At 51.7% G+C, this 23,478-nt stretch carries 20 protein-coding genes; 4 read left to right on the top strand and 16 right to left on the bottom strand.

Features of this window, described 5'->3' with window-relative positions; all coding sequences use genetic code 11:
* Window positions 1-25 precede the first annotated feature (25 nt).
* From F459_RS0105685 to F459_RS0105670, 4 genes are read right to left on the bottom strand one after another with little or no spacing between them, the layout of a single operon-like run.
* Window positions 26-1,765 (bottom strand): cation:proton antiporter, encoded by a 1,740-nt coding sequence (locus tag F459_RS0105685; RefSeq protein WP_020611771.1) that lies wholly within the window; start codon window positions 1,763-1,765, stop codon window positions 26-28.
* Window positions 1,766-1,777: 12 nt separating this feature from the next.
* A complete protein-coding gene (locus F459_RS0105680; protein WP_020611770.1) occupies window positions 1,778-2,218 on the bottom strand; it encodes a PTS sugar transporter subunit IIA in 441 nt (146 codons plus the stop codon).
* A gap of 35 nt (window positions 2,219-2,253) precedes the next feature.
* Window positions 2,254-3,861, bottom strand: coding sequence for an ATP-binding protein (locus tag F459_RS0105675; RefSeq protein WP_020611769.1), 1,608 nt, complete (start codon window positions 3,859-3,861; stop codon window positions 2,254-2,256).
* Entirely contained in the window at window positions 3,862-4,644 is a 783-nt protein-coding gene (locus F459_RS0105670; protein ID WP_020611768.1) for a hypothetical protein, read from the bottom strand.
* A gap of 29 nt (window positions 4,645-4,673) precedes the next feature.
* On the opposite strand from F459_RS0105670, the gene F459_RS0105665 reads away from it, so the two are divergent.
* Window positions 4,674-5,156, top strand: a complete 483-nt coding sequence (locus F459_RS0105665; protein ID WP_020611767.1) for a DUF819 family protein — start codon at window positions 4,674-4,676, stop codon at window positions 5,154-5,156.
* Window positions 5,157-5,220: 64 nt separating this feature from the next.
* Here F459_RS0105665 and F459_RS0105660 read toward each other — a convergent pair whose 3' ends face one another.
* From F459_RS0105660 to F459_RS0105620, 9 genes are all read right to left on the bottom strand, one after another.
* Window positions 5,221-6,198, bottom strand: coding sequence for a nucleoside hydrolase (locus F459_RS0105660; RefSeq protein WP_020611766.1), 978 nt, complete (start codon window positions 6,196-6,198; stop codon window positions 5,221-5,223).
* 28 nt (window positions 6,199-6,226) lie between these two features.
* The gene (locus F459_RS0105655; RefSeq protein WP_020611765.1) at window positions 6,227-7,549 is read right to left on the bottom strand and encodes an amidohydrolase family protein; all 1,323 of its coding nucleotides are present in this window, start codon (window positions 7,547-7,549) and stop codon (window positions 6,227-6,229) included.
* A gap of 2 nt (window positions 7,550-7,551) precedes the next feature.
* Window positions 7,552-8,325: a nucleoside phosphorylase gene (locus tag F459_RS0105650; RefSeq protein WP_020611764.1), complete on the bottom strand. Its 774-nt coding sequence runs from the start codon at window positions 8,323-8,325 to the stop codon at window positions 7,552-7,554.
* Window positions 8,326-8,361: 36 nt separating this feature from the next.
* Window positions 8,362-9,552: an MFS transporter gene (locus F459_RS0105645; RefSeq protein ID WP_020611763.1), complete on the bottom strand. Its 1,191-nt coding sequence runs from the start codon at window positions 9,550-9,552 to the stop codon at window positions 8,362-8,364.
* On the bottom strand, window positions 9,549-10,367 hold the full coding sequence (locus F459_RS0105640) for an energy-coupling factor ABC transporter ATP-binding protein (protein ID WP_245540093.1): 819 nt from the start codon (window positions 10,365-10,367) through the stop codon (window positions 9,549-9,551). Before F459_RS0105640 ends, F459_RS0105645 begins: the two co-directional genes overlap by 4 nt.
* A gap of 6 nt (window positions 10,368-10,373) precedes the next feature.
* Window positions 10,374-11,225, bottom strand: a complete 852-nt coding sequence (locus F459_RS0105635; protein ID WP_020611761.1) for an energy-coupling factor ABC transporter ATP-binding protein — start codon at window positions 11,223-11,225, stop codon at window positions 10,374-10,376.
* Entirely contained in the window at window positions 11,216-12,019 is an 804-nt protein-coding gene (locus F459_RS0105630) for an energy-coupling factor transporter transmembrane component T (RefSeq protein ID WP_020611760.1), read from the bottom strand. Before F459_RS0105630 ends, F459_RS0105635 begins: the two co-directional genes overlap by 10 nt.
* A gap of 54 nt (window positions 12,020-12,073) precedes the next feature.
* The gene (locus F459_RS0105625) at window positions 12,074-12,709 is read right to left on the bottom strand and encodes an ECF transporter S component (RefSeq protein WP_020611759.1); all 636 of its coding nucleotides are present in this window, start codon (window positions 12,707-12,709) and stop codon (window positions 12,074-12,076) included.
* Window positions 12,710-12,796: 87 nt separating this feature from the next.
* Window positions 12,797-13,540 (bottom strand): GntR family transcriptional regulator, encoded by a 744-nt coding sequence (locus tag F459_RS0105620; RefSeq protein ID WP_020611758.1) that lies wholly within the window; start codon window positions 13,538-13,540, stop codon window positions 12,797-12,799.
* Window positions 13,541-13,701: 161 nt separating this feature from the next.
* Between F459_RS0105620 and F459_RS0105615 the strand changes: the two genes are divergently transcribed.
* From F459_RS0105615 to F459_RS0105605, 3 genes are all read left to right on the top strand, one after another.
* A complete protein-coding gene (locus F459_RS0105615) occupies window positions 13,702-14,262 on the top strand; it encodes a CD3072 family TudS-related putative desulfidase (RefSeq protein ID WP_020611757.1) in 561 nt (186 codons plus the stop codon).
* A gap of 152 nt (window positions 14,263-14,414) precedes the next feature.
* A complete protein-coding gene (locus F459_RS0105610) occupies window positions 14,415-15,176 on the top strand; it encodes a class I SAM-dependent methyltransferase (RefSeq protein WP_020611756.1) in 762 nt (253 codons plus the stop codon).
* Between the two features lie 53 nt (window positions 15,177-15,229).
* A complete protein-coding gene (locus F459_RS0105605; RefSeq protein WP_020611755.1) occupies window positions 15,230-15,658 on the top strand; it encodes a GNAT family N-acetyltransferase in 429 nt (142 codons plus the stop codon).
* 15 nt (window positions 15,659-15,673) lie between these two features.
* Here the strand turns inward: F459_RS0105605 and F459_RS0105600 are convergent, their stop codons facing one another.
* The 3 genes from F459_RS0105600 to F459_RS0105590 are packed head-to-tail and all read right to left on the bottom strand — an operon-like array spanning window position 15,674 to window position 23,442.
* Window positions 15,674-16,546 carry a glycosyltransferase family 2 protein gene (locus tag F459_RS0105600; protein ID WP_020611754.1) on the bottom strand — a complete coding sequence of 291 codons (873 nt, stop codon included), beginning with the start codon at window positions 16,544-16,546 and terminating at the stop codon, window positions 15,674-15,676.
* Window positions 16,547-16,564: 18 nt separating this feature from the next.
* The gene (locus F459_RS0105595; RefSeq protein ID WP_020611753.1) at window positions 16,565-17,044 is read right to left on the bottom strand and encodes a hypothetical protein; all 480 of its coding nucleotides are present in this window, start codon (window positions 17,042-17,044) and stop codon (window positions 16,565-16,567) included.
* The gene (locus F459_RS0105590; RefSeq protein WP_211213991.1) at window positions 17,041-23,442 is read right to left on the bottom strand and encodes a FlgD immunoglobulin-like domain containing protein; all 6,402 of its coding nucleotides are present in this window, start codon (window positions 23,440-23,442) and stop codon (window positions 17,041-17,043) included. Before F459_RS0105590 ends, F459_RS0105595 begins: the two co-directional genes overlap by 4 nt.
* Between the last annotated feature and the right edge of the window lie 36 nt (window positions 23,443-23,478).

Genomic DNA, 23,478 nt, shown 5'->3' with positions numbered 1-23,478 from the left:
CGCGCTTAATCAAGACGCATTATTGTTATATGCTCTTCCCGGAAGTCGGTTCTCCGAAGATCCCCAACAGAAGATCGGTACCCATCATATCCGGACTTTTCATGCTTTCAATCGACTGAACAAACTCTTTCAGGTCCAACAGCACCTCAAGCATAAGGAGCCGTACAAAAGGTTCATGCTCCTCAACGGTAGACAACTGCACCACAGTACCATCCAGCTTCAGGGTGATCTGAATATCGTCCTTCCTAAGGTTATACAGCTGCCGATTATGATCGACCGGCTGGACAAAAAACTCCTCACCCCGGAAACCGTTCAGTACCTCGCTGATCACAAATTCGGCCATTCTTTTGGACGGGAATTCCAACTCAATGGTTTTCATCGAACCTGATCCCGTATCAAGGGATTTTGTATAACCACTACCGCCATGAAAACTTTTTATCAGAAGAGGGGGTGCCGCAATGCCGGCAGCAAGTAGCGTCATGATGGCAACCCCGAAAATTTCAGGACCGATTGCCCCCGAAGCAAGGCCTATCCCGGCGACAATTAAGGTAACCTCCCCTCGGGGCAACATCCCGGCACCGATACGAAGGGCTCCTCGTACATTGAAGCCGGTGGCAAGGGCGGGAAGCCCGCAACCAATAAGCTTGCCTGCAAAGGCAACTAAAACGTAGAGGGCCCCGAAACCAAGCACCGCAGGTAAGGCGGAAAAATCCACCATCATACCCATGATGGCGAAAAAAATCGGAACCATGAAGTCGTAAATGCCGTGAAGCTTTTCCTGGATCTCAAAGGCGATATCGGTTTGGCTTAGGCTCAAGCCGACGACATACGCTCCGATTATCATAGCCAAACCGGCCATTTCCGACAAGCCTGACAAAAACAAAGCAATACCGAAACTGACGGAGGCAACCATTTCCATTGATTCCAGCCGTTTCAGCCTCCGACTCAGTTTCGGCGCAAAGATGATACCAAGCACGGTACTGATCAACCAGAAACCAAAGGCCTTTGCGGCAATAATCCCAATGTGACCCCAGTGAACATGACCTCCTGCACTGGCAACCTTGGCAACACCAACAACAACGGCAAGGAGGATAATCCCCAAAACATCATCCAGTACGGCAGCAGCAAGGATGGTGACCCCCTCGGGACTCGACATCTTTTTCTTTTCACTCAATATCCTTGCAGTTATCCCGACACTGGTAGCGGTAGAGAGGGTTCCCAGGAAAAGTGCCGTCGGATGCATAAATCGGTGAACGGCAGGAAGAAACAGCACCGCAACCATGTCGCCAAGGAAAAAGGAAACGACAACACCACCGAAACCGACAAGACTGCCTTTCATCGAGAAACGAAGGAAGGTGGGTAAATCGGTTTCCAGCCCTGCAAAGAAAAGCAAGACAATTGAAGCGACAACTGCAAAACCGTAAAGCTCCGGACTAACAGGCAAGGTTCCCGCAGGGAGCGGAAACAAAGGGCTATCAAGGACTGGAACCCGAAGCCTGCCTAGGGCATAGGGGCCCACCACCATCCCTGCGACAAGCTCTCCCAGGACTTTGGGCTGCCGAAGGTAGCGGCTGAATATCCAACCGAGGAAGCGGGAGGCAATCACGATAAAGGAAAGCTGCAGAATCAGCAACGTCATGAGATGGGTCATGTAGGGACCGGATTCGGCAACCGATTCGGAGGCGAGAAGCAGCACGGGAACCGCCAGAGAAGAGAACAGCACTATAACAAGGGCAAATGGACGTTTGCTATCATTTGAAAACATCGGCGGCCCCTCCTAAAGGAGGGAGAGCAGCTGTGCCGGTGTCGTGGCAGCAAGCATCGCCTTGCGGCTTTCTTCATTTTGAAGGATCTTACTAACCTCGGCAAGAAACTGTACATGAGGGCCGGTTTTATTGACAGGACTTATCGTCATAATAAAAATGAGGCTGGGCTCACCATCCAGGGCTTTGAAATCAACCCCTTCCCGCTTAATACCGACACAGGCGACAAGCTCCTCCACGGCAGCACATTTTCCGTGGGGAATTGCAACCCCGGATTGAATGCCGGTAGACATCTTGGCCTCCCGTTCAAGCACGGCATCCAGGGCGGCCTGACGATCTCTGATCTTTCCGCTTTTCATGGCAAGATCCACAAGGGCCTCGATAACATCCCGCTTCGTCTTTCCGGGAAGATCAAGTGAAACAAGGTTTTCGCTGAGCTGCTTTTTTACGTTCATAACGTAAGCACCTTATCGCTTGAAAAGCGCAGCTGTCAAGCATAGCGCACCGGCAGCCGAATCATCACCGTTGTTCCGCCCCCCGATCGGGAATGGAGAGTGATACTTCCCCCTATCCTCTCAACCAGATAACGAGAAAAGGGAAGCCCCAGACCTTTATGATTCCACTTCTCGGTGTAAAAGGGCTCGAAAAGACGTTCGATATCGGTATGGGGCAGCCCATGTCCCCGATCATGAACAAGAATGGTGATCTCATCGTTTTTTTTATCCGAGGGAACCACGGAGACCTCAACAGGAAGATTACAGGAGGAAGCTACATGCGCTTCGGCAGCGTTACGCAGGACCTGAGTCAACACTACCTGTAATCCGACCTTATCCGCGGCATGGAAAGAGGCATCGATGGAGGAAATATCAAGGATACATTCCAAGGGGCACTCCTCAAAGACAATCCGTACAGCAGTCTCCAACTCCTCGACAAGTGTAACCGCTTTGAGCTCTTCACTTTCCCCTGAACCAAAAGCGATTAATTCCCGCGTCATAATAGAGGCCCGCCCGATCAAACGCTTGGCCTCTCCGAGCCACTTTACCTTCAGCGCCCCATCTTCTTCTATCAAACCGAGCTCAATCTTCCCGGCCAGGGCGGCAAGGGTATTGTTGAACTCATGGGCAAAGGAAGCGGCCATAGTGGAGAGAAGATCAAGCTCCCTCTTTCTGCGAACCTCTGCCGCAAGTTGATTCCACTGTGTCATATCCCGCAGGAAATGGACCTCACCCAGGAAGGTACCCCGCTGAGAATAGATACGATCCACGTGATGAACAATCGGCCGGGTTCCGTTACCAACCTTCAGCATCTGTTGATTTGCCAAGGGCGTGGCTTCGGGGACAAAGTCAACCACCTCTTCAACACTCTTTCGATAACTGTCTTCTTTGACAATGAGATTGGCCGCAGGGTTCGCATAGAGGATTTTACCGTCTTTACCGAGGACGAAAAGAGGATCGGGATGGTGAACGAGAACGCCCAACTGCAGCCGCTGAAACCCAAACAGAGAACGCAAAGAGACAAGCACGCCGACCAGAATGACACCAACAAGCAAAAGCATCATGAGAAAAATACGCTTCAAGGCATGAAATTCGGAATCGTACAGCCGAGAGACCTCCTCTGCGAGTTCCACAAGGCTTTTTCCGAAGGGATCGTAGAGGCGAATAGTTTCCCGCCTAAGGTATTCCAGGGCGGGTCCCCCCACAGGACCGTCCAGGCCAGCCAGCGCCTCATATTCGGGGAAAAGTTTCTCCTCAATCTCCTGCCAAAGGAGGGCAGGCAGCTCGAGCAGGCGCTCTCCCCGGGTAGAGAGCCCAAGGATCGAGATAATTTCCTCATCGTGGGTTACGCGATTCAATTCCATGGTAAGGCGCAAGGAACTGGTCTTCAAAGCATCATAATGTTCCGCAGGAACCTCGGCGACAAGAAAAGCAAAGGTAAGAAGCTGGAGATCGGACCAGTGGCGAAACAAATTGACAGGATCGACCCGATCTGAGCTGGTATGCTCCTCCCAGACCTTGACGGCAGGGTACATTGCAGCCAAGGTGACCCCAAGAAGAATAATCATAAGCAGGGCCAGGGTCCGAGCATCCTGTAATTTCATTTATTTCCAAACAAGTTTCAGTTCTACAGGATTATGAAGAGTCACGAGATCCAAAAGCGGCAACGAGACTTTTGCCTCACGGCCTGAAACGGAATCAAAACCGCGGCTCTCGGAAATAGTTCCGTCGACACGAACGGTAAGATCAACACGTTGTGATTTGATCATAGCAATGACGGCATCCTCATCGGCATACTCTTCCAGAAGAAAGACCAGAAGATCCGTATACTCTTCCGGAGTAACAGGAGGGTCCTGCGGTCCGAAGGTCTCAACTCCATCTTCCTGGCTCATGGGAATAAAGGAGCGTACCGCCGGCCAGGTATCGGTATTCAGAGAAAACTGCATTTCGCTTGTTCCATCGGAACGTCGGGTGAAGACCAAAGGAGAAGCCTCATCCTGCGCGAAAAGGGCAGAAACATCGTCAAAAGCAAAATCAAGAAGCAAGCTGCCCCGCTTCGGTGTAACGGCCCGTTTCAACTCCAGACCGGGAATCGCCGCCATGCTCTCTCGTAAGGTAGGAAGATCAAAAAGCTCCATAGAATGGGGATCGGCATTAGAAAAACCAGCAATAATATCATCAAGGTAAGCAATGAAAAAAGGGTGAAGAACGACCTGCGCCTCGATCCTACCACTCCCATCATCTCGCAGTAAAACAGAATCCCTGCCGCTGCACCCAGAGAGCAGCACAAGCATCGAACACAACAGAACGAGTCCCAAACATATCATCTTTCTCATGATGTATGCAATGTACCCCACCCCACTGCCGTCGTCAATGTCACATTTCATTTTTCCACATGATCGGCATAATGGAAGACATGGACGGACCTCTCGTTTCCGCCCTTTGGGGGCTGCTGTTTCTGCTTATTTCCGCTCTTATCCTTCTTATCACCTCAAAATCACCGCTTCTCAAGAAAGCCGGCCCTGTAGTAGTTACCTATGCCGTAGGTTTGTTCCTCCATCTCGATACCTGGAAAAGCATTGCCGGCCCAGGCATCAGGTCCCTGGCAGGAGCACTTTTCGCTGAAGTGCTCGGTTCTCTTGCAATCTTTCTGCTTTTCGGCAACCTACTTGGAAAGGAGGCCTGGAAAGTTGCGGGTATGTTGATAGGGGTCTACACGGGCGGAACACCAAATCTCGCATCAATCGGTTCCACTCTCAGTGTGGACAGCAGGCTTTATGTCGCCATTCATGGGAGCGATGTGGTGATCTGGGTGATATCGCAAAAGGACTCCTTATGCCTTACCGTCACTCCGATGGCAAACATCGACTCCCTGGCAAGAACAGCTCCCTCGGCTTAGCCATGGCAGGGCTTTTATCGATCCTTTAGTGTTATCAGCACATGGTATCGGCCGTTTGAACGGACTATAGCTTTGACAAACAGGCCTTCATCATATCCACACAACGCTCTTTATCGATGTCGTAGACGATGCGAACGCTGCTTTCCCGGGAGGCAAAGCTTCTTTGGTCGGCAATGAGAGCACCGTCGGCCCATCCGCCGAGATTGACATCACAGGCTGCAGCCCCTAAGGAGGTGACGATTGTCGGGTCGATGACACCGCAAACCGTTATGGCATCGTGAATCGTCACTTGACCGTTATCGCAAATATTCAGCTGGGTACAACGATGGATGAAGCGGTCGATAAGATCGCCGACAAAGGTTCCGGCAGGAGTGCCCAGGCTGCGAAAATCATCCGCATCTTGATGATCGCAGGGAACACGTTCCGTCGCTTCCAGGGTGAAGATTCGGACAGGACAGCCGCTTTTGAGCACGATCTGGGCCGCTTCGGGGTCATCGTAGAAATTGGCTTCTGCCGCGGGGGTCCTGTTACCGGAAGCGACGCTTCCTCCCATAACGACAATCTCTTCGATGTTTGCGGCGATAGAAGGATCCATTCGCAGAGCAACGGCTATGTTGGTAAGGGGGGCAACCCCTATGATGGTAACCTTTTCCTCGGCATTACGCAGGGTGTCGACGAGGAACGAGCAGGCATGAGCCTTTCGGACGGTATAGGGCGAGAGAGGAAGAGGAAAGGATGGTTCGTGAATAGAGATTTGCTCACCGTCGACCACCGTCGAAACGGTCTGAAGTCTGACATCGTGTGCCCTGCCCGGCATGAGGGTCCGCACCATAGGAAGGGAACAACCCGCATAGACGGGAATATCTCTGCCGCTTAGGGCAACTACCCGCAGGGTGTTTTCCACGGTATTGGCAAGGGGAAGATTACCGCAAGTGACCGTCACCCCAATGAGGTCAAAGGCCTCAGATGCCGCCGCGCAAAGAATTGCAACGGCATCATCGGTCCCGGTATCAACATCAAGAACGACCTTCTTCTTTCCCATAACTACTTCTCCTTCATGCATAGTGTTCTCAGATTCCCCGGATCTTTTTGTCCAGACCGGCAAGCAATGTCTCACACCGCTCTAAAACTGCTTGGATATCGAAGGAAAGAAAATCCTTCCCGTGTACCAACAGCCTTCCGTTCACAAAAACCGTGTCCACATCGCTGCCACCTCCCGCATACAGAAAATTGCTCAGCCGGGTATTCTGGTTACTTAAGGCAAGATTGCCCCGGGTATCGACAAGGATGAAATCGGCAAGGGTGCCTTCCCGGATTACGCCGAGGTCGGAATACTTGAGCGCCTCGGCACCGCATCTGGTCATCATCGTATAGGTGGTTGAAAGATCCATCGATGAAGGGTCGAGGGAAGCGCCTTTTTGAAGATAGGCTCCTATCCGGGCTTCCAGAACCATATCGCGGTTGGAGCTGCTCGCCTCACCGTCACAGCCGAGGCAAACGGGGATACCCATCTTGAGCATCGCATCAACCTTAGGAATACCATCGCTTATCTTCAGGTTGGTAGACGGACAATAGACGGGATGAGAACCGCTCTCTTTGATCAGGCCCAATTCATCATCCTCCAGCCAAATGCTGTGGGCAAGGAGGGTATCCCGATCCAGCACACCATAATGATAGAGGGCCTCGGCTTCGCCCCAGCCCGTACGCTCCCTGATCTTTTTCGTCTCTACCGGACCCTCGGCCAGGTGGGTATGAAAGATAAGTCCGTGAGAGCGGGTAAAGCTCTTAAGCTCCTGCATTAATTCCTTTGAGCAGGCGGGAAGTCCCGAGGGGGCGCAAGAGGTCCGCAGACGGCCTTCAAGGTGAAGATGGTGGCGATGGAAAAGTTCTTCGGACTCTTTCAGGCTCTCCTCCACCGTCCACAAGGGGGTGACGTCATTTTCCGGTATATCGGTATGACTAAGCCCGACGGTGGCCCGAATCCCCGAATCCTCAATGGCCTGCATGGTAGAGTCGAGATAGCGCTGCCCGCACATCTCGTTGATCGTGGTCGTACCAAAACGAAGTGCCTCCAGACAGCCGAGAAGGACCGCATAGTAGTTATCCTCCTCACTCATCACCTCTTCGATCTTGTACATCCTCACCAGCCAGTCGACGATGGGATAGTCGTCCAGGTAGCCCTTACTGAAGGTCTGAAGGAGATGACTATGGCAGTCGACAAATCCCGGGAGCAACATCTTCCCGTCGGCATCAATGACCGTCTCATTTCCGGTCGGGCGAATGGAGGAAGCGATCTTAGCAATTCTCATCCCTTCGATAAGGACATCCTGGCGTCGAAAAGAGAGAGTTGCAACATCTGCTACATCGCAGTTTCGTACAAGATAGCCTCCCATGATCAGACTCCCCCAGCCTTTTCTCGGCGAAGGTCTGCAGCGATCAAATGCTTGATTGCAAGGCAGGCCACATCGAGGGTCGGGCCATTCATCGTCTCATAGGCAAGGATCGCCCCGGTCCTGCAGCCGCGAATGGAAGAGACGATAAAAAGGGCCGCGGTTTCCATCTCGCTGGCCATGACGTGACCGACCTCCCACGCCTTCCAGCGGCGATGCAAGGCATCAGCCTCGGGCATGCTGTCGGGATCGTGTTGTCCGTAAAAGGAATCCTTGGACTGGCAGAGACCTTCGGTAAAGCGATGGCCGAGGTCTGCCGCAGCCCGGGCGAGGGCTTCGACGACCGCGCGGTCGGCTACGGCGGGATACTCGATGGGGATATACTGTCGGCTGGTTCCTTCGTCCCGGACCGCACCGGTTACAATCACCCCATGCGCCCCCTCTTCGAAACTATCGGCACAGATCCGGCCGCAGGTTCCCACCCTGATGAAGGTATCGGCCCCGCAGTGGATCAGCTCCTCCAGGGCGATGGCTGCCGACGGTCCGCCCATGCCGGTGCTTGTTACCGACACATCGACACCGTCGAGCTTTCCCGTCCAGGTTTTATGTTCCCTATTATGGGCAACCAGATGCGCGCCGTCCAACAGGGATGCAATAGCATCGGTCCGGAAAGGGTCGCCAGGTAGCAAAACATAACGTCCCACATCCCCCTTCTTACAGGCAATATGGTACTGTTGTCCCTTTTCGTTCAGTACTTCCTTCGATTGTTCATATCCCATTATGGACCCTCCTTGAATAGAGAAAAATACGACGTATCAAGCCTGTTGTTTCCGCGGCTGCAGACGAATGACCATATAGGCGCCGACCACGGCAATGGCGGTGGCGAGCAGGACCGACGGAAAAGCAATGCGAACCGATGCCACGGTTACGACCCGACCCACGGCCAGGGGAGTGAGGATATCGGAAATCCCTCCCGTAAAACCGATCAGGCTTGCCGCCATCGCCGTATGCCGGGGGGCAGCATTCGTGGCCAGCGTGACCAAAACGGAAAAAAGCACACCGCTGAAGGCACCGGCTACGGTAAACATGATGAAGAAGACAATAATGTTTCCCGAAATGATGGCAATGCAGAGAGAGAGAAAGGCGATAACAAGGTTTACCAACAGCACCTTTACCGGCCTGGCCCTCCTTAAAATGCGGACAAAGGCAAGGCTGCCGATGACGGCCCCGACGCTGAACATGGTAAGTACATTTACCGAAATGCTCTCATGGATCCCGAACGAAAGAACATAGGGATTAGTGTAAATATGGACAATATTCAGCAGAGAGCAATAAAAGAAATTGGTAAGAAACAAGACGAAAAAGAATTTTCCCTGTCGCTTCAACCACGCCATAGAGAAGCCGTGTTCATGCTCGCCCGAATTATCCGGTATGCGTTCCCGTGGCATAAAAAAAGTGGCGACGAACAATGCAAGGGTCATACCGCCGAAGATGAAAAACATCACCTTCCAGCTCAATCCCGACAAAAGGAGAAGCGACATCGTAAGCGGCGGAATAAAATTCCCAATCCCGAAAAATGCCTGCCCAGCGCTCATGGCACCGCTGTAATTCATCGGAAAAGCCCGGGAGAGAATAACGGGGCAGCCACTGTCCTGAAACCCCATACCCATGCCCGCTATAGCCATGAGAATAAGTGCAAGCCAGTAATGGGTGTTCAGGGGCATAAAAATAAAATTGATTCCCAGTGCGAGGTAGCCGATCATGAACGACTTCCGTACCCCCAGTTTTTCGGTGATGATACCGCAAAAAAAGACCATTACAACCCGGCCCAGGGCAAAGGCCGAGCTGAGAGCCGCTACCTGAGCCACCGAGACCTGAAAATAACCGGTCAAGGCAATCATAGAAGCCCCGATACAAGCGGCGGCTATACCGGTCATCAGGTAGAGGCCGTAGGCCTCTACAACGGCTATACGTGAGTAACTACAAAGTGTATCGTTTTGTTTCATACAATATCTGCCGTTTGGCCTATGGCATCCAAGAGTTCCTGTTGCGTCACAATTCCCCTGGTCAGGCCGAGCTCTCGTGCCAGGCTGCAGACCGGCGGCTGTTTCAGTGAAGCCTTTTTCATAATCTCCATGTCCCAGAAGATATCGCGGGCGTCACCATCGGCGATCTTCCGCTTGTCGGCCATTACAATGACCCGGCGGAAATGTTCCAGGACAAAATCCATGTCGTGGGTGATGGTGATGATTGTTTTTCCCCGCTTTTGTAAGACTTCGATAATACGGGCCAGCAAATTCAGCCCATGTAGATCCTGCCCCGCCGTGGGTTCGTCGAGAATCAGAACGTCGGGGTTCATTGCAATAACGCAAGCAATGGTGACGAATTTTCGAATGGAGAGGGGAAGATCGTAGGGGTTGAGCTCCATTTTGTCTTCCAGGTCGCAGAGCTCAACCGCCAGATCGATCCACCTCTTACTTTCCTCTTCCGGAACCTTATTCATCTTGGGTGAATAGACGACCTCCTTTTCAACCGAAGACTGAAAAAGCTGGTCGTCCGGATTCTGAAACACATACCCTACCTTTCGTGCAATCTGGGCGGTAGAAAAATCCCTCGTATCCTTGCCCTGCACGAAAACCGTTCCTTCGGTCGGCTGAAAAAGGTTGTTCATCAGTTTCACCGTCGTCGTTTTTCCTGCCCCATTCTGTCCGACAATAGCAACCGCCTCGCCAGCATTAAAGCCCATACTGACGTGATCGACGGCCTGAAATCCGCCGGGATAAGAAAAACTTACATCTTCAAGTTCAATTACATGCATCATTGTTACCTATTTGTGGTTCATAAGATCCCGGAGAAGGTCTACCGTCTCCTCATGGGTGATGGGAATCCGTTCCACCGGGTTTCCCGCCTTTCGAAGCCGATGGCCTATCCGCGCATAGACGGGAATCTGGGTATCATGGTCCAAAAGCCGCTCGTCGGAAAGAATTTCCCGGGTCGGTCCGGAAAAGGCGATCCGTCCCTTATCCATGACGATGATTTTGTCGGCATATTCGGCGACAAGATCTATCTTGTGCTCAACAAGGACCACTGTTTTTCCCTTCTGCTTGACCAGATCGATAATGGCAAAGACCTGCTCGGTACCCACAGGATCAAGCTGACTCGTCGGCTCATCGATGACCAGCACATCCGGGTCCATAACAAGAATCGAGGCAAGGGCGACCCGCTGCTGCTGCCCGCCGGAAATCTCGAAGGGATTCTTATCCTTTAGATATCCTATGCCCAGTTCGTCGATGATGGCCTCAACCCGTCTAATAATCTCCGAAGGCTCCACACCAAGATTCTCCAGCCCGAAGCAGAGCTCTTCAAAAACCGTGTCTTTGATATAGCTTATCTGATTGAAGGGATTCTGAAAGATGTACCCGATACGAACAGCCAATTCCCCTGAGGAAATCTTCGAGAGGTCTTTTCCCTCGAATAGGATTTGGCCGAAGCTGACCCCTTTGTAGAAACTGGGAACGAAGCCACGGATTGCGTTGCACAAGGTGGTTTTGCCGCTTCCGTTCGGCCCGATGACGCCCACGAAGTCTCCCTGTTCGATGGAGAAGGTGATATTTTTCAGAGCAAAATCGTCGCTGACGGGATATTGGTAGCTAAAATCATCGATCTCTATCAGTGCCATATGGTACACCTCCCGGCAACAGCGGCAAGCAGAATAAGGGCTGCAGTCACTCTCAGCAGGCCGTCGAATCGCCCCTTTTCCACGGTGCGGATGTGCGTTTTTTTACAGGGAGCAGAAAAGGCCCTGGCCTCCAGCGTAAGAGCCCGTTCCTCAATCCCCGAAAAGGAACTCAAAATCAATGGTGCAAGCATCGGAATAAAGGCCCGCAAACGGACCTTTAAGCCTCCTTTCGTCTCGATACCCCGCGCCTGTTGGGCGTTCATGATTATCTCCGACCGCTTCTTGGTTTGGGGGATCATTTGGAGCGTCGATAAGATGATGTAGGATGCCGTATGAGAAAAGCCGGAGGCCTCCAAAGAGAGAATCAAATCCTGCATTTGCGTTGTTTGAAAAAAAAGGATAAACGAACTGGCGATAACAAGGAGAATGCCGCAAAGATTTAAGGCATAAAAGACACCCTCCCACTTTGCCGCAAAAATCCAGAGATGAAAAATAATATCTTGCCCAGGCCGAAATAGCGTTTGAAGGGCAAAAATAAGAATAAAAAGGAAAAGGACCGAACGGACGATCTTTTTCATGAACACCTTGACGCTATCCCCCGTCGCAGCAAAAAGCACAAGAAAAATAAAAAGAAAATAGGAATACCACCACGAGGGCGCAATAATGCTCAGTATGGAAAAGAGAAGAAGATACAAAAGTTTTGTGATGGGATAAAGCTTATTCAAATATCGCCGCTTAACGTCCATAAAGGTCCTCTGTTGAATTACTTCTATCCCGCCGGAAGCCAAGCCCATGCCCGGCGGGATGATAATCAGCCTGCTATCTCTTTGGTCTTGCTGTCGAAAGGTCTAGGCATCCTTTCCGTCATCGGCAACAGGAGCCTCAACAGCAGCAGCCTTCTTATGTTTAAGGAACTGTTCGCCACAGGGATATTTGACAAGGATACGATCGCTCATTGCCTTTATGATGATGTAGGCCACAATGATCGAAAGGCCCTTATCCGCAATCTCGGTGAAGACCTGTGAGGTAAATACCGAAGTAAAAAGGGTCTTTCCCGTTGCCAGCATCAATGCAGTGAGGTAGGTGCTGCCGTTACCGGTGATGCCTCCGTAGACATACATAACGATGGGAGAGCCCACGACCACGCCCACAAGGGTAACACAGAGAATAGAAATGATGATCTTCCACCAGGTGGTAAACATATGCTTTCTGGAAAGGATTCCGCTCACCAAACCAATCACTCCGCTTACCACGGCAAAGGGGAAAAAGTTCGGCTGAAAGATACCATTGATAACATTGCTCAGGATACCGGCGACAAGGCCGACCCAGGGACCCGCTAAAATACCGGCAAGGATGGTTCCGATCGAATCGATATAAATCGGAAGGGCCAAGACCGCCGCAATCTGGCCACCTACGACATTCAGAGCAATTGCCACGGGAATGAGCAACGTACTCATCAAGGTGAAATCATCTTTCACACTCATGTTCCTAACCTCCTACTGTTATGCAAATTATGGTATTCGCCACTGCCGGGAGACCCTATAGTGACAATTTGCACACGAGACCAAGATTCAGATTCGATCGACCCGTAACGTCAGTCCGTTCACCGACGAATTAATAATTGTCTTGTTAAAAAATATCGGAGTACCGATTTCATCACTGACCAATTGCTGCAGAAGCAAAAGGGGGGTATTTGCCTTCACCTTAAAGATATTTGCATAGAGAGAACCTGCAATTATTGCAGTTACAATACAGCTGCTGCTATGACCCTTTCCCTCTACATAGCGCACAATCTCTTCTTTGCGACCCGAACGCGGAAACTCAAGTTTGGTAGTCAGAGGAACAAAATCCAGAAGATGCGCAAAAACGATATCCTTCTCTTTTGCATCCCTGTAGACGCGATCGAAAACATGAATCAACGATCCCTTGGGCAGAGAGAGAATCTCACTTTCCAGTTCATCCACATTCTGGACGGAAATTTCGAGACAGGCGAGTTCCCAGGAAAAATCAAGCTTATCCAGCAAGGTTTCGATGGTCGAATAACGATTGACGCTTGCGCTGTGCATAAAGGGACGCCGCGAAACATAGGCTCCCGATCCCTGCCGTCTGTTAATCAGGCGATCTTCTTCGAGCAGCTGCAGGGCCTGACGCAGGGTATTGCGGGAAACGGCAAACTGCCTGATCAGCATCTCCTCGGTCGGAAGTTTTGCCCCCGGCTCCATATCGGCAATGAAATCACAGAGGCGATTGTAGACAGAGATATACATCGGAAGCTTTTTTTTCTTCATCCCATCGGGAATATGCCCTTCATGCATAAAAATATCATAAAACAGTAATACCAATACGTCAATAATTTATTGGTATCAATTTTTTTTTAATTAGATATAGTGGAATCTATAATTCTATTTCCTGATTTATACTGATAATAATTGACAGGCCGGGTAAGCAATGTTATTTCTGTTGCAAGAGGTTAGTCATGACCAAGATACTGTTTGTTTCGCATTGCATTCTGAATACCGCCTCCAAGGTGGAACTTTTTTGTGAAGAAGAGATAAAAAAGGAAGAAAACCTCCGCCGCATCTTTCTGGAACGGGCAATAAAAGCAGGGTTTCAACTGGTCCAGTTGCCTTGTCCCGAATTTCTCTTATACGGTCCCCAGCGATGGGGCCATGTCAGTGATCAGTTTGACAATACCTTCTTCCGCAATTACAGCGATGCCTTTCTTGCCCCCTACATCGATCAAATCAAGGAATATCATTCCCACCCTGAAAAATTCGAGATCGCAGGCATTGTCGGCATCGACGGCAGCCCCAGTTGCGGTGTTACCTACACCTGCAAGAGTGCTCGTTGGAAAGGTGATTTCTCAGGCAGAGAAAATGTTGATGCGATCATCGATTCCGTTACCCTTGAAAAAGGGAACGGCATTTTCATCCAGGAACTGCGCAGGCTCCTTGAGAAAGAGGGCTTGCAGGTCCCAGTGGTAGGTCTTTTTGCCGACGAGCCGCAAAGATTGTTCGACCTGCTGGAAAGAGCATAACTACTGTCCGGAATCGTGGTGATTGAAACGATATGCGGACCACCAGGATTCGGAACACTACTCAAAGATTGAAGTTGTACGCGGAATGACTATCTGTTACTATTTGACCAGAAGATCTGAATGACAATACCTGATTACGAAACGGGGACACGATGATAGACAAAAATTATACAGAGCTTAATGCGCTTGTTATTGACAGATGGGTTAATACGGGCTGGGAATGGGGAACGCCAATCAGCCATGAGATATTCGCTAACGCACAGAACAATTCGTGGTCGGTGGTATTGACGCCTACAAAACCCGTCCCCAAAGAGTGGTTCTGCGAATTCAAGGGAGCAAAAATCCTTGGGCTGGCTTCGGGTGGTGGACAGCAAATTCCTATCTTTGCAGCATTGGGGGCTGACTGTACCGTATTGGACTATTCGGAAAAACAGTTGAAGAATGAGAGAATTGTTGCAGCAAGAGAAAAGTATGAAGTTGAACTTGTACGGGCCGATATGACAAAACCGTTTCCTTTCGATGATGATTCCTTTGATCTTATCTTTCATCCGGTATCAAATTCATATATAAAAGATGTACTTCCGGTATGGAAAGAGTGCTACAGGGTCCTGAAAAACGGAGGAGTGCTCCTGGCAGGATTGGACAATGGATTCAACTATCTCTTTGATGATGATGAAAAGGAAATAGTGCACAGGCTCCCTTTTGATCCGCTGGAAAATGAAGAATTGTATGAGTACTCGTTAAAGAATGATTGGGGAATCCAATTCTCTCATACCATTGAGGAACAAATCGGAGGGCAATTGAAAGCAGGTTTTATCTTGACGGATATTTACCAGGATACAAATGGCGAAGGGAATCTACACGAATATAATGTCCCAACGTTCTACGCAACGCGAGCCGTAAAAAAGGTATGAACGTGCCCACGTCTGTACAGCTGTCGGCCCAACGGAAATGAGGAGCCCCTTTCATGAATATATCATGGATATTCGAACAATCCACAATCGATTGGCAAGCGTTATCCGATCTGTATAGCATTGCTCCTCTTGGTACAAAGGAACCGGAAAGACTAAAAATCACTTTCGGCAATAGCATGTTTACATGTTTTGCCTTTGACAACGATAAACTTATTGGAGCAGGCAGGGCTCTGGCAGACGGTGCCGACTGTTCCTATATCTGCGATATTGCCTTACACCCCGATTACCAGGGGTATGGTTTAGGAAAACAAATAGTGCAGCACCTAATCAACCAATCAAAAGGACATAAAAAAATCATTCTTTATGCAAACCCCGGAAAAGAAGGCTTTTACGCAAAACTCGGCTTTAAGAAGATGAATACGGCAATGGCCATCTTCGAAAATGAAGATGCCATGATAGCAAATGGAACGATATCTTCCTGAATTGCCGCTATAAGACTATTTCACACGTTCAAAACGCAGGGCCTCTTCCAGCCGACCCCGCTTGCGGCAGCCTGCGGCGTATATCCGGCATTTTCCCGCAAGGGTCTGTTCCGCCTGGTGCTGTCGGAGAAGAGCGGCATCACCGTTGCTTTCACCATCACGACGATGCCCGGCAAACCAGGAATCTTTTACAAGACGAAGCAGACCCTGGATGCGAAACTTCTCTATCTGCCCATACTTTTCCGAAAGCTGGGGCCAGGATCCGGCCCGCTTGATAATACAGTCCTTGGAAAGCCAGGCAACCGGCTCAAGGGCGGTGATTCTCAGCCAGAATTCGTAATCCTCCGCGATCTCAAGGTCTTCGCGAAAGCCTCCGCTTTCAAGGTAGAGCTGCCGTTCCATCATGACGGAGGAAGGGCCGATGATGCATTTGGTAAGGGCGTCGGAAAAGATGTCACCCTCCCTGCGATGACGCTGACCCTTTTGGCTTATTATCCGATCGTCTCTTAGCCACACCTCACAGCCATGGATAATTCGGGGGTGCCTGCCCAAACTGCCCAGCTCACGAAGAAGAGAAAACTGCTGGGAAAGCTTTTCCGGCAGCCAGATATCATCGCTGTCGAGAAAGGCAAGCCATCGCCCTCTTGCAGCGGCGGCACCACGATTCCGAACAGCACCGGCCATGCCGCTCCGAGGAGGGGTAAGAAGCCTGATACGGGGATCAGAGGAAAGGGAAGCAAGAGAACGAACCGTTCCGTCGTCGGAACCGTCATCCACCACGATGAGTTCGAGATCACCGAAACTCTGCATCAGAACAGAACGAACCGCATCGGCCAGGAGTTTTCTTCGGTTATAGACGGGTATGATGACGGAGACAAGCGGGTCCATGAAGGTTTTCTACCACAATTACGGTTCCGGGAGCAAGGTCGAAAGCCCTATGCTTCCATATTGGGTCGTCGCAGAAAGCGTATCGTCGTATTTTACCACGCCCGAGTCCAAAAGCCGGGGAGAACTCCAACCGTCGGGAACGAGCTCTTCATAGAGAATACGTGCGGTAACCGCATCGCCGGAGGCAAGAGAACAATCGAGGGACACATACAACGCGCGGTTCGGATCGCTCCTATCAACAAGAGCCGTGGCACTCCAGGTATAGGGCAGAACTGAAGAAGAGAGGGAAAGATTCGTCACCGCGCTCCAGGCATTTCCCTCAGCATCGGTGAACGCAGCAGCGTCGTTAAAATCGATATCGAGACTCGCAGCGGAACAGGTTCCCGTAAGCTCCACGCTTACCCGAAAAAAACGCACTCCCCCGGCATCCGGAGCATAATCACAGGAGGATAGGGCCATAATGAAAACCATCGATAGCAAAGGCCAGCGATACCTCATCGAATCACCATCACCTTTCGATACTCATCGATACCAGGACCGCTGAACCGAACGAAGTATATCCCGCGGCCCACTGCATAGCCTGCCCGGTTGCGGCCGTCCCAGCTAACGGCGTACTCGCCGGCACTTCGCCTTCCCCGGTAGAGAACATCAATCAGGTCGCCTGCAAGATTAAATACCTGAATGGTAATGGTACCGGAACGGGTTATGGTGTAATGCAGGGTGGTCTTATCCCCCTCATCCGGGTTGATGACGTTATTGAGGATGGTCACATCACCGGTCTGCGTTCGTACCTCCCGCATTTCGAAAGAGAAGGGACGAATGGTACGATACCAGTTCGAGGCGGCAGGGGAAGCGACCCTGGCATGGTAGAGATCATCGGCATAAAGGAAGAAATCGAAGGTACCGTTGTCTTTCAATTTATCCGAAGAATCGGAGATGGTGAAATTAACAAGGGAAGAGCCCAGGTCCGCTCCTGAGAGACTTGCAGGATCGGAAGAACTGTACCCAGAAGGCAAGGTTGCCGATGGATCGTTCGGATAGGGAACCAGACCACTGAAGTCGGTTTCATCGAAAGAAGGAAGCCACAGGCCTGAGTTGTCGGAGGAAGTAAAATCCTGGGGGACATCGCTATCGTAAAAAAGAGTAGGCACGGATGCCGATCCGTAGTTGACCTGCAGTTCGATCTCCTGGGGTTCCAGCCATGCCGAATCATCAAAGTAGTTGATAAGCCCGACCCCCGCCCCGCGAGTGGCATCCCGCTGAACGGCGGTATTGCGGGCGTAGACAGGTTCGATGATGCCGAGGCCAAGATCGGAGACTCTGTGGGTGGTGGAGCCGATGATATTGCCCTCCGCATCCTGGGTCGTAGCAGGTAGCGTGACAGTAACATGACCGATAATATTGGCATCGGAAAGCGCGGAGGCGGTGTTCAAGGTTACCTCTTCTATTTCCGCGCTGCTTCCCGTTACGACGGACAGACTTGTTGCCGACGTTCCGTTTACCGTAAAATCGCCGGCGTTCCAGGAACTTGCACTGCTGTCGACCTGAACAGGCTCCGAGAAATGGATGAAGACCTTGCTATACCCGGAAACGGCCAGGGTGTAACCAATGACGGGAGACGCACTATCGGTGGTGGGAGCAATGTCGCCGGTATCTTCAATGGTGACATATCTGCTAGTACCGGTAGTCGAGCGGAGGCTTGTATTCGTATCGTTACCACCGGTAATCCACCAGGAGGGGGTTGCATCGGTATCCAGATATGGTTTCTCTTCAAGCAGAATATAGAAGACATCGTCGTACGAAGTACCGGTATCGTAACCGTCCACCATGTAACCGTCCACCGTTGCCGAAAAACCGGAGAAGTCATCATTCAACGGAGTGGAGGCATTTACCGTCACCTGGATTCGGTCTAACTTTCCGTTTCCATCGGAATCCTGCATAAGGCTCCCGATAACAGGAATGACAAGCCGCCAGTTGTAACACCAACTGTCTTCGCTGTAACGGTCCGGTCGAAACAGCGCAGAGGTTGGGTAAATGGGAACATACGAATAGCTCAACTCAACGTAGGCGTTATTAATATCGGCGGTTCCTCCAGCCTCGATGGTAAGCCTCCACTGTTCGGCATGAAGAGCATCGTCATAGGCAGTCGCAGGATGGGAATTGCTTTCGGTATAGGAGCTTAAAAGCTCAACATCCTCTCCTGATGTTCCGGTAACCGTAAAAGAGCCTCCTGCAGCGATGGTGGTCAGTTCCCCCTCAGGAAAATAGATCCTTTTCGCCGTTCCATTCCCATTGGTATCGACGATTTCCAGATTGTAGAAGGTGTAGGCCCGACCGATGTGGCTTTCCTGGATCGTATCGTCATTGAAGGCGATGGTACTCTCTCCGGCATTAAAGGTGGTGATGTCGAAATCCTGCCCAACGTTGATTTCGACCGAATCGGCGGAAGAGCCGGCATCCAAGGTTCCTGTACCGAAAATATCTTCCCCGGCGGTCAAAACAACCGTGCCGGAAAGAGAGATGGTGCCATCGCACTCTACATCGCCGTCCGCAGTCAGATTTCCATCCGACACAGAGAGGGAAACGCCGGAAGCAACGTAGAGACTGCCGGGAGCAGAGCCTCCTATGCTAAGGTTGTATCCGCCAAGGTCAAAGCTCCCCTGAAGGACCCGGACCTCACTTGCAATCTCCGTATTCTTTACCAAGGTAAAGGTGGTACCGCTATTTGTCGCATTGAGCTCGAGAATATAGAAGTTGGCAGGATCGCTTGATGGGTCATCAAGATCGTACACCGCCGCCGAGACGGCCGAAGAAGCGGACAAATCACCGATAAATCGTACAATTCCGCTGTCGGTATCCATTGTCCCGATGGATACTGTTTCCCTGCCGTCAAGCTCAAAAACACCACAGTCGGGGTATGCGAGGCCTTCGAGGGACATGGCTCCTGACAGGGTAACATCATTTCCACCGGTGGAAAACTCGGCATCTGCTGTCACCGAAAGGTTTCCGTCGATGGTCGTAACATCAAGGGGAACCACACGGGTTACCGATATTCCCGATGATTCCACCGATACCGACATAAGAGAATGGCCAGCACTGGTTAGATTCTGTTCTACTTCCCCGGAAAAGGTCAGGGTATCAGAAGAGTCGTTACCGCTAAATGAAGTTGTAGACGAAAAGGTCAAGTCGCTGCGACATTCGAGGTCCCTATCTGCCGAAGCATTGAAATCGATGGTGGCCCCCGACAAGTCGGCATCGCCGACAAGGGTTACGCCCCCCCCTCCGATGACAACCGCCCCGGCTGCGGTTGTTGTTCCGGTCACCGTTACCGCTCCGGCCCCGGTCACCTCCATCGTGTTGCCGGAGCTAAGGGTGAGATTGCCTCCGGCGATAAAGTTTCCGTCGCTGAAACTCAAGTTCCCGTTCAAAACCGCATCACCCGAGGTGGAAAAGTCACTAGTCCCGCAGCTCAACGAAAAAGTATTTTCCACGGTGAGCGTATTCACATCGGGATCCGCCCCGCCATCGCTAAAGGCGATATCTGCCCCGATAACCAGGGCTCCGATACTCTCATCGTTATCCAGCGTAAGGGCTCCTGTCCCGTTAAGGGTGAGGGTGCTTCCCGAATCGGTAATAGTACCTGACGTGTTGATCGTATAGGTCCCCGCTCCGCCTCCGGCAGAGGTCAAAGCAGCCGTCCCTAAGTCGAGATTACCTCCGGTAATGTATATGTCTTCTATACCCGTGACGGTTTTAGCTCCGAAGAAAAGTAAGCCGCTGCTTTCCGTCAGGTCACCCGAAAAAACAAGCGTGCCGCCGGCCGATCCGCTGTCCCAGCTGCAGACACCGCCATCCACCAGAAGGCTTCCAATTGTCTGGTTCCCCGAAGGCACCCCTGTCTGCGTAAAGCTTCCGCCGCTCACTTCCAGCTGGCCGCTTATTGCGATATCTCCAACTCCAAACAAAGAGCTTCCCGTCCCACTGTGCGTGTAACTCGAGACCTCCACACGTCCACTCGTATGTGTCAGATCTCCAGTTCCACTCACCGTAAGCGCCTGGCCCCCATCCAGTGTTCCTGCAAGTACGTTGAACTCTACGTTGTCATTGATATCTACCGATGCCTCAAGCGTCCAGCTTAGGCCATTCAAATTCACCGCCGTTGCCCCGCTGCAGCCGAAACTAAGCGTCGCACCCGTGGCCTGCGTCATGTCATCAGTATCTAAACCAAGGCTTCCCCCGCTTTTATCCACCTCTAGGCTGGGAAACGCATGGCCGCCGCTTCGTACCAGCTGTGCCCCGGCACCGGTGAACCGAATCACATCTCCCGAATCACCATTTGTGATACTACTTCCGCTTGTAAAGGTTACATCGGCAGATACCTCAAGTTCTCCATCATTTGTACCATTGAAGTCTATCGTCCCTCCGCTCCCGTCAAGTTCTCCTAGAACGCTAACTATTCCGCTTCCCATGTTGAGTGTTCCGCTATTGGTAAGGTCGGAACCAAAGCTCACCGCTCCAATACCTGTCAATGTTCCACTGTTCGTAAACGCCCCCGTATAACTTTGGCTCCCACTTGTTATCGTCTCTATGGTTCCGTTGTTACTCGACGTCCCGGCTCCAGCTACCGCTATATCTCCTCCCGTCACACTCAGCGTACTGTACATCGTGAGTACTCCCCCGACACTCACCCCTCCGGCTCCGGCACTTATGTTTCCATTGCCGGCGGCACTCTGGCTCAGATCACCATCTACGGCTATTCCGCCGGCTCCGGTACTTATCTCCCCCGTGGAACTTCCATCCTGTGTCAGGTTTCCGCTTACCAGCAGCTGCCCGCTTCCGGAGAGGCTCACATCACTGCTTGCTCCTGTCCACACAAGATTTCCCGTGACATCTATATTTCCCGCGCCACTAGAGCTGAGCGCCCCGCTCCCGTTGAGGGCCGCCCCACCAGCACTCACACTCATAATTCCGTTTTCCACACTTATGGTTCCGGTCCCATTCATTGTCAGAACAGCTCCAGCCGTTACACTGCCGCTTCCGGAAGCCGTGATGCTTCCCCCATTACCCACCGTAAGTGCCCCTACCGTACGAAAACTTCCGCCGTTTCCTACCGTCACCGCTCCACTTACATCGGCACTGTTCGCACGAAAGGCACTCCCGCCTACTGCAAGGCTGCCGCCCGAAAAGCTCAGCGTATTCACATCAGGGTCCGCCCCACCATCGATAAAGGTGATATCTGCCCCGATAACCAGGGCTCCGATACTCTCATCGTCATCGAGGCTAAGGGTACCGTCCCCGTTAAGGGTGAGGGTGCTTCCCGAATCGGTAATAGTTCCTGACGTGTTGATTGTATAGGTCCCCGCTCCGCCTCCGGCAGAGGTCAAAGCAGCCGTCCCTAAGTCGAGATTACCTCCGGTAATATATATGTCTTCTATCCCCGTGACGGTTTTGGCTCCGAAGAAAAGTGAGCCGCTGCTTTCCGTCAGGTCACCCGAAAAGACAAGCGTGCCGCCGGCCGATCCGCTGTCCCAGCTGCAGCTTCCTCCCGCCACACTCAGGGAATCCACACTCTGCGTATTGCCTCCGTTGTCTCCCGTCTGCGTAAAGCTCCCGCCTGTCACACTCATCGCAGCAACGGTAAAGACACCCGTTCCGATCGTTACCGTTCCTCCGGATACCGTAAAATCGACAACATCGATGCTTCCAGTCGTATGGGTGATACTTCCCCCGGCCACGGTCACGTCATAGCTGCTTCCACCATCCAGACTTCCGCTCGCCACCGTTACGGTGCCGTCCGAACTATTCAAACTGAGGTCGGCGCCCAAGGTAAGGGTATGGCCGTTAAGGTCCAACTCCCCGGTGGTGACGGTAAGAAGGCCACCCGCATTCTGAGTCAGATTATCGGATAGCTGCAGCGTGTCGCCTGCAGCATCTTTTGTAACTGTTATGCTGTAAAATGATTTCCCGCCGCTTGCCAAAGATTGAGGATCATGGTCTCCGCTAAACGTCACGGTTTCACTTCCCGGATTAAAGGCTGAAGCAGAATCGCTGCTCCAGTCTCCCTGCAATTCGAGGGTGGAACCGGAGGTCGACATATCAAGCCCTCCTGAGGAGTCCAGGGTGAGGTTTCCAGCACTTCCGGTGCTGTCGTTCAGGGTCAGGGTATGAGCGTTAAGATCCAGAGTTCCCACAACGATTGTCATGCTCACATCCTGCAGGGTTAGATCCCCTGTAAGCCGGAGAATCGAAGCCTGAAGGTCCTTGTTAAGGCTCACATCTCCATCAAGGGTGTTGGCGTTGGGATCAAAAACCTGAGGAGTAGCGGTTCCCGAAAAGAGGACCGAAGTACCATTGGGAGTGAAGGAACCAAGGGTGGTGGAAGCACCCTCGAAGGTGATGGTCCCGGTGGCATTCCCCACAAGTACTCCTCCACTGTAGTTCCCTTCAAACGTCACTCCTCCAGTTCCTGACGTTATCGTTCCAGTACCACTCACCGTACTGCTAAAGCTTACTAAACCGCTCCCTCCCGTTATCGAGCCACCATTTGTCGTGCTTCCACTCACACTCAGCATACTGTTCCCCATATCCAGCGTGTGCCCCGTCGCTATATCCAGATCACCCGCAAGACTCAAAGAACCACTCACATTCACCGTCTCAGGCCCACTCCCGTTGCTGAGCGTCAGGCTCCCAAAGCCCTGCCCTCCCGTGCTCAAGACTACAGGTGTTCCCGTCCCGTCAAGATCAATCTCCCCATTGTTGTGCGTCAAACTCGTAAAGCTTACCGTCGTCCCTGCTATACTCGTCGTTCCACTCGAAGCATCATAAGAGCTAACCGTAAAATCTCCAGTTACATCGACACTCCCGCTTCCACCGTCAAGCGTCCCCCCTCCACTCACATCTCCGCCAATACTACAGCCAAGGGCTACAAGATC

It is taken from the genome of Sediminispirochaeta bajacaliforniensis DSM 16054 (assembly GCF_000378205.1).
GTDB lineage: Bacteria > Spirochaetota > Spirochaetia > DSM-16054 > Sediminispirochaetaceae > Sediminispirochaeta > Sediminispirochaeta bajacaliforniensis.
The sequence above is the reverse complement of the archived record's forward strand: the minus strand, read 5'-3'. Positions and strand labels throughout refer to the sequence as shown.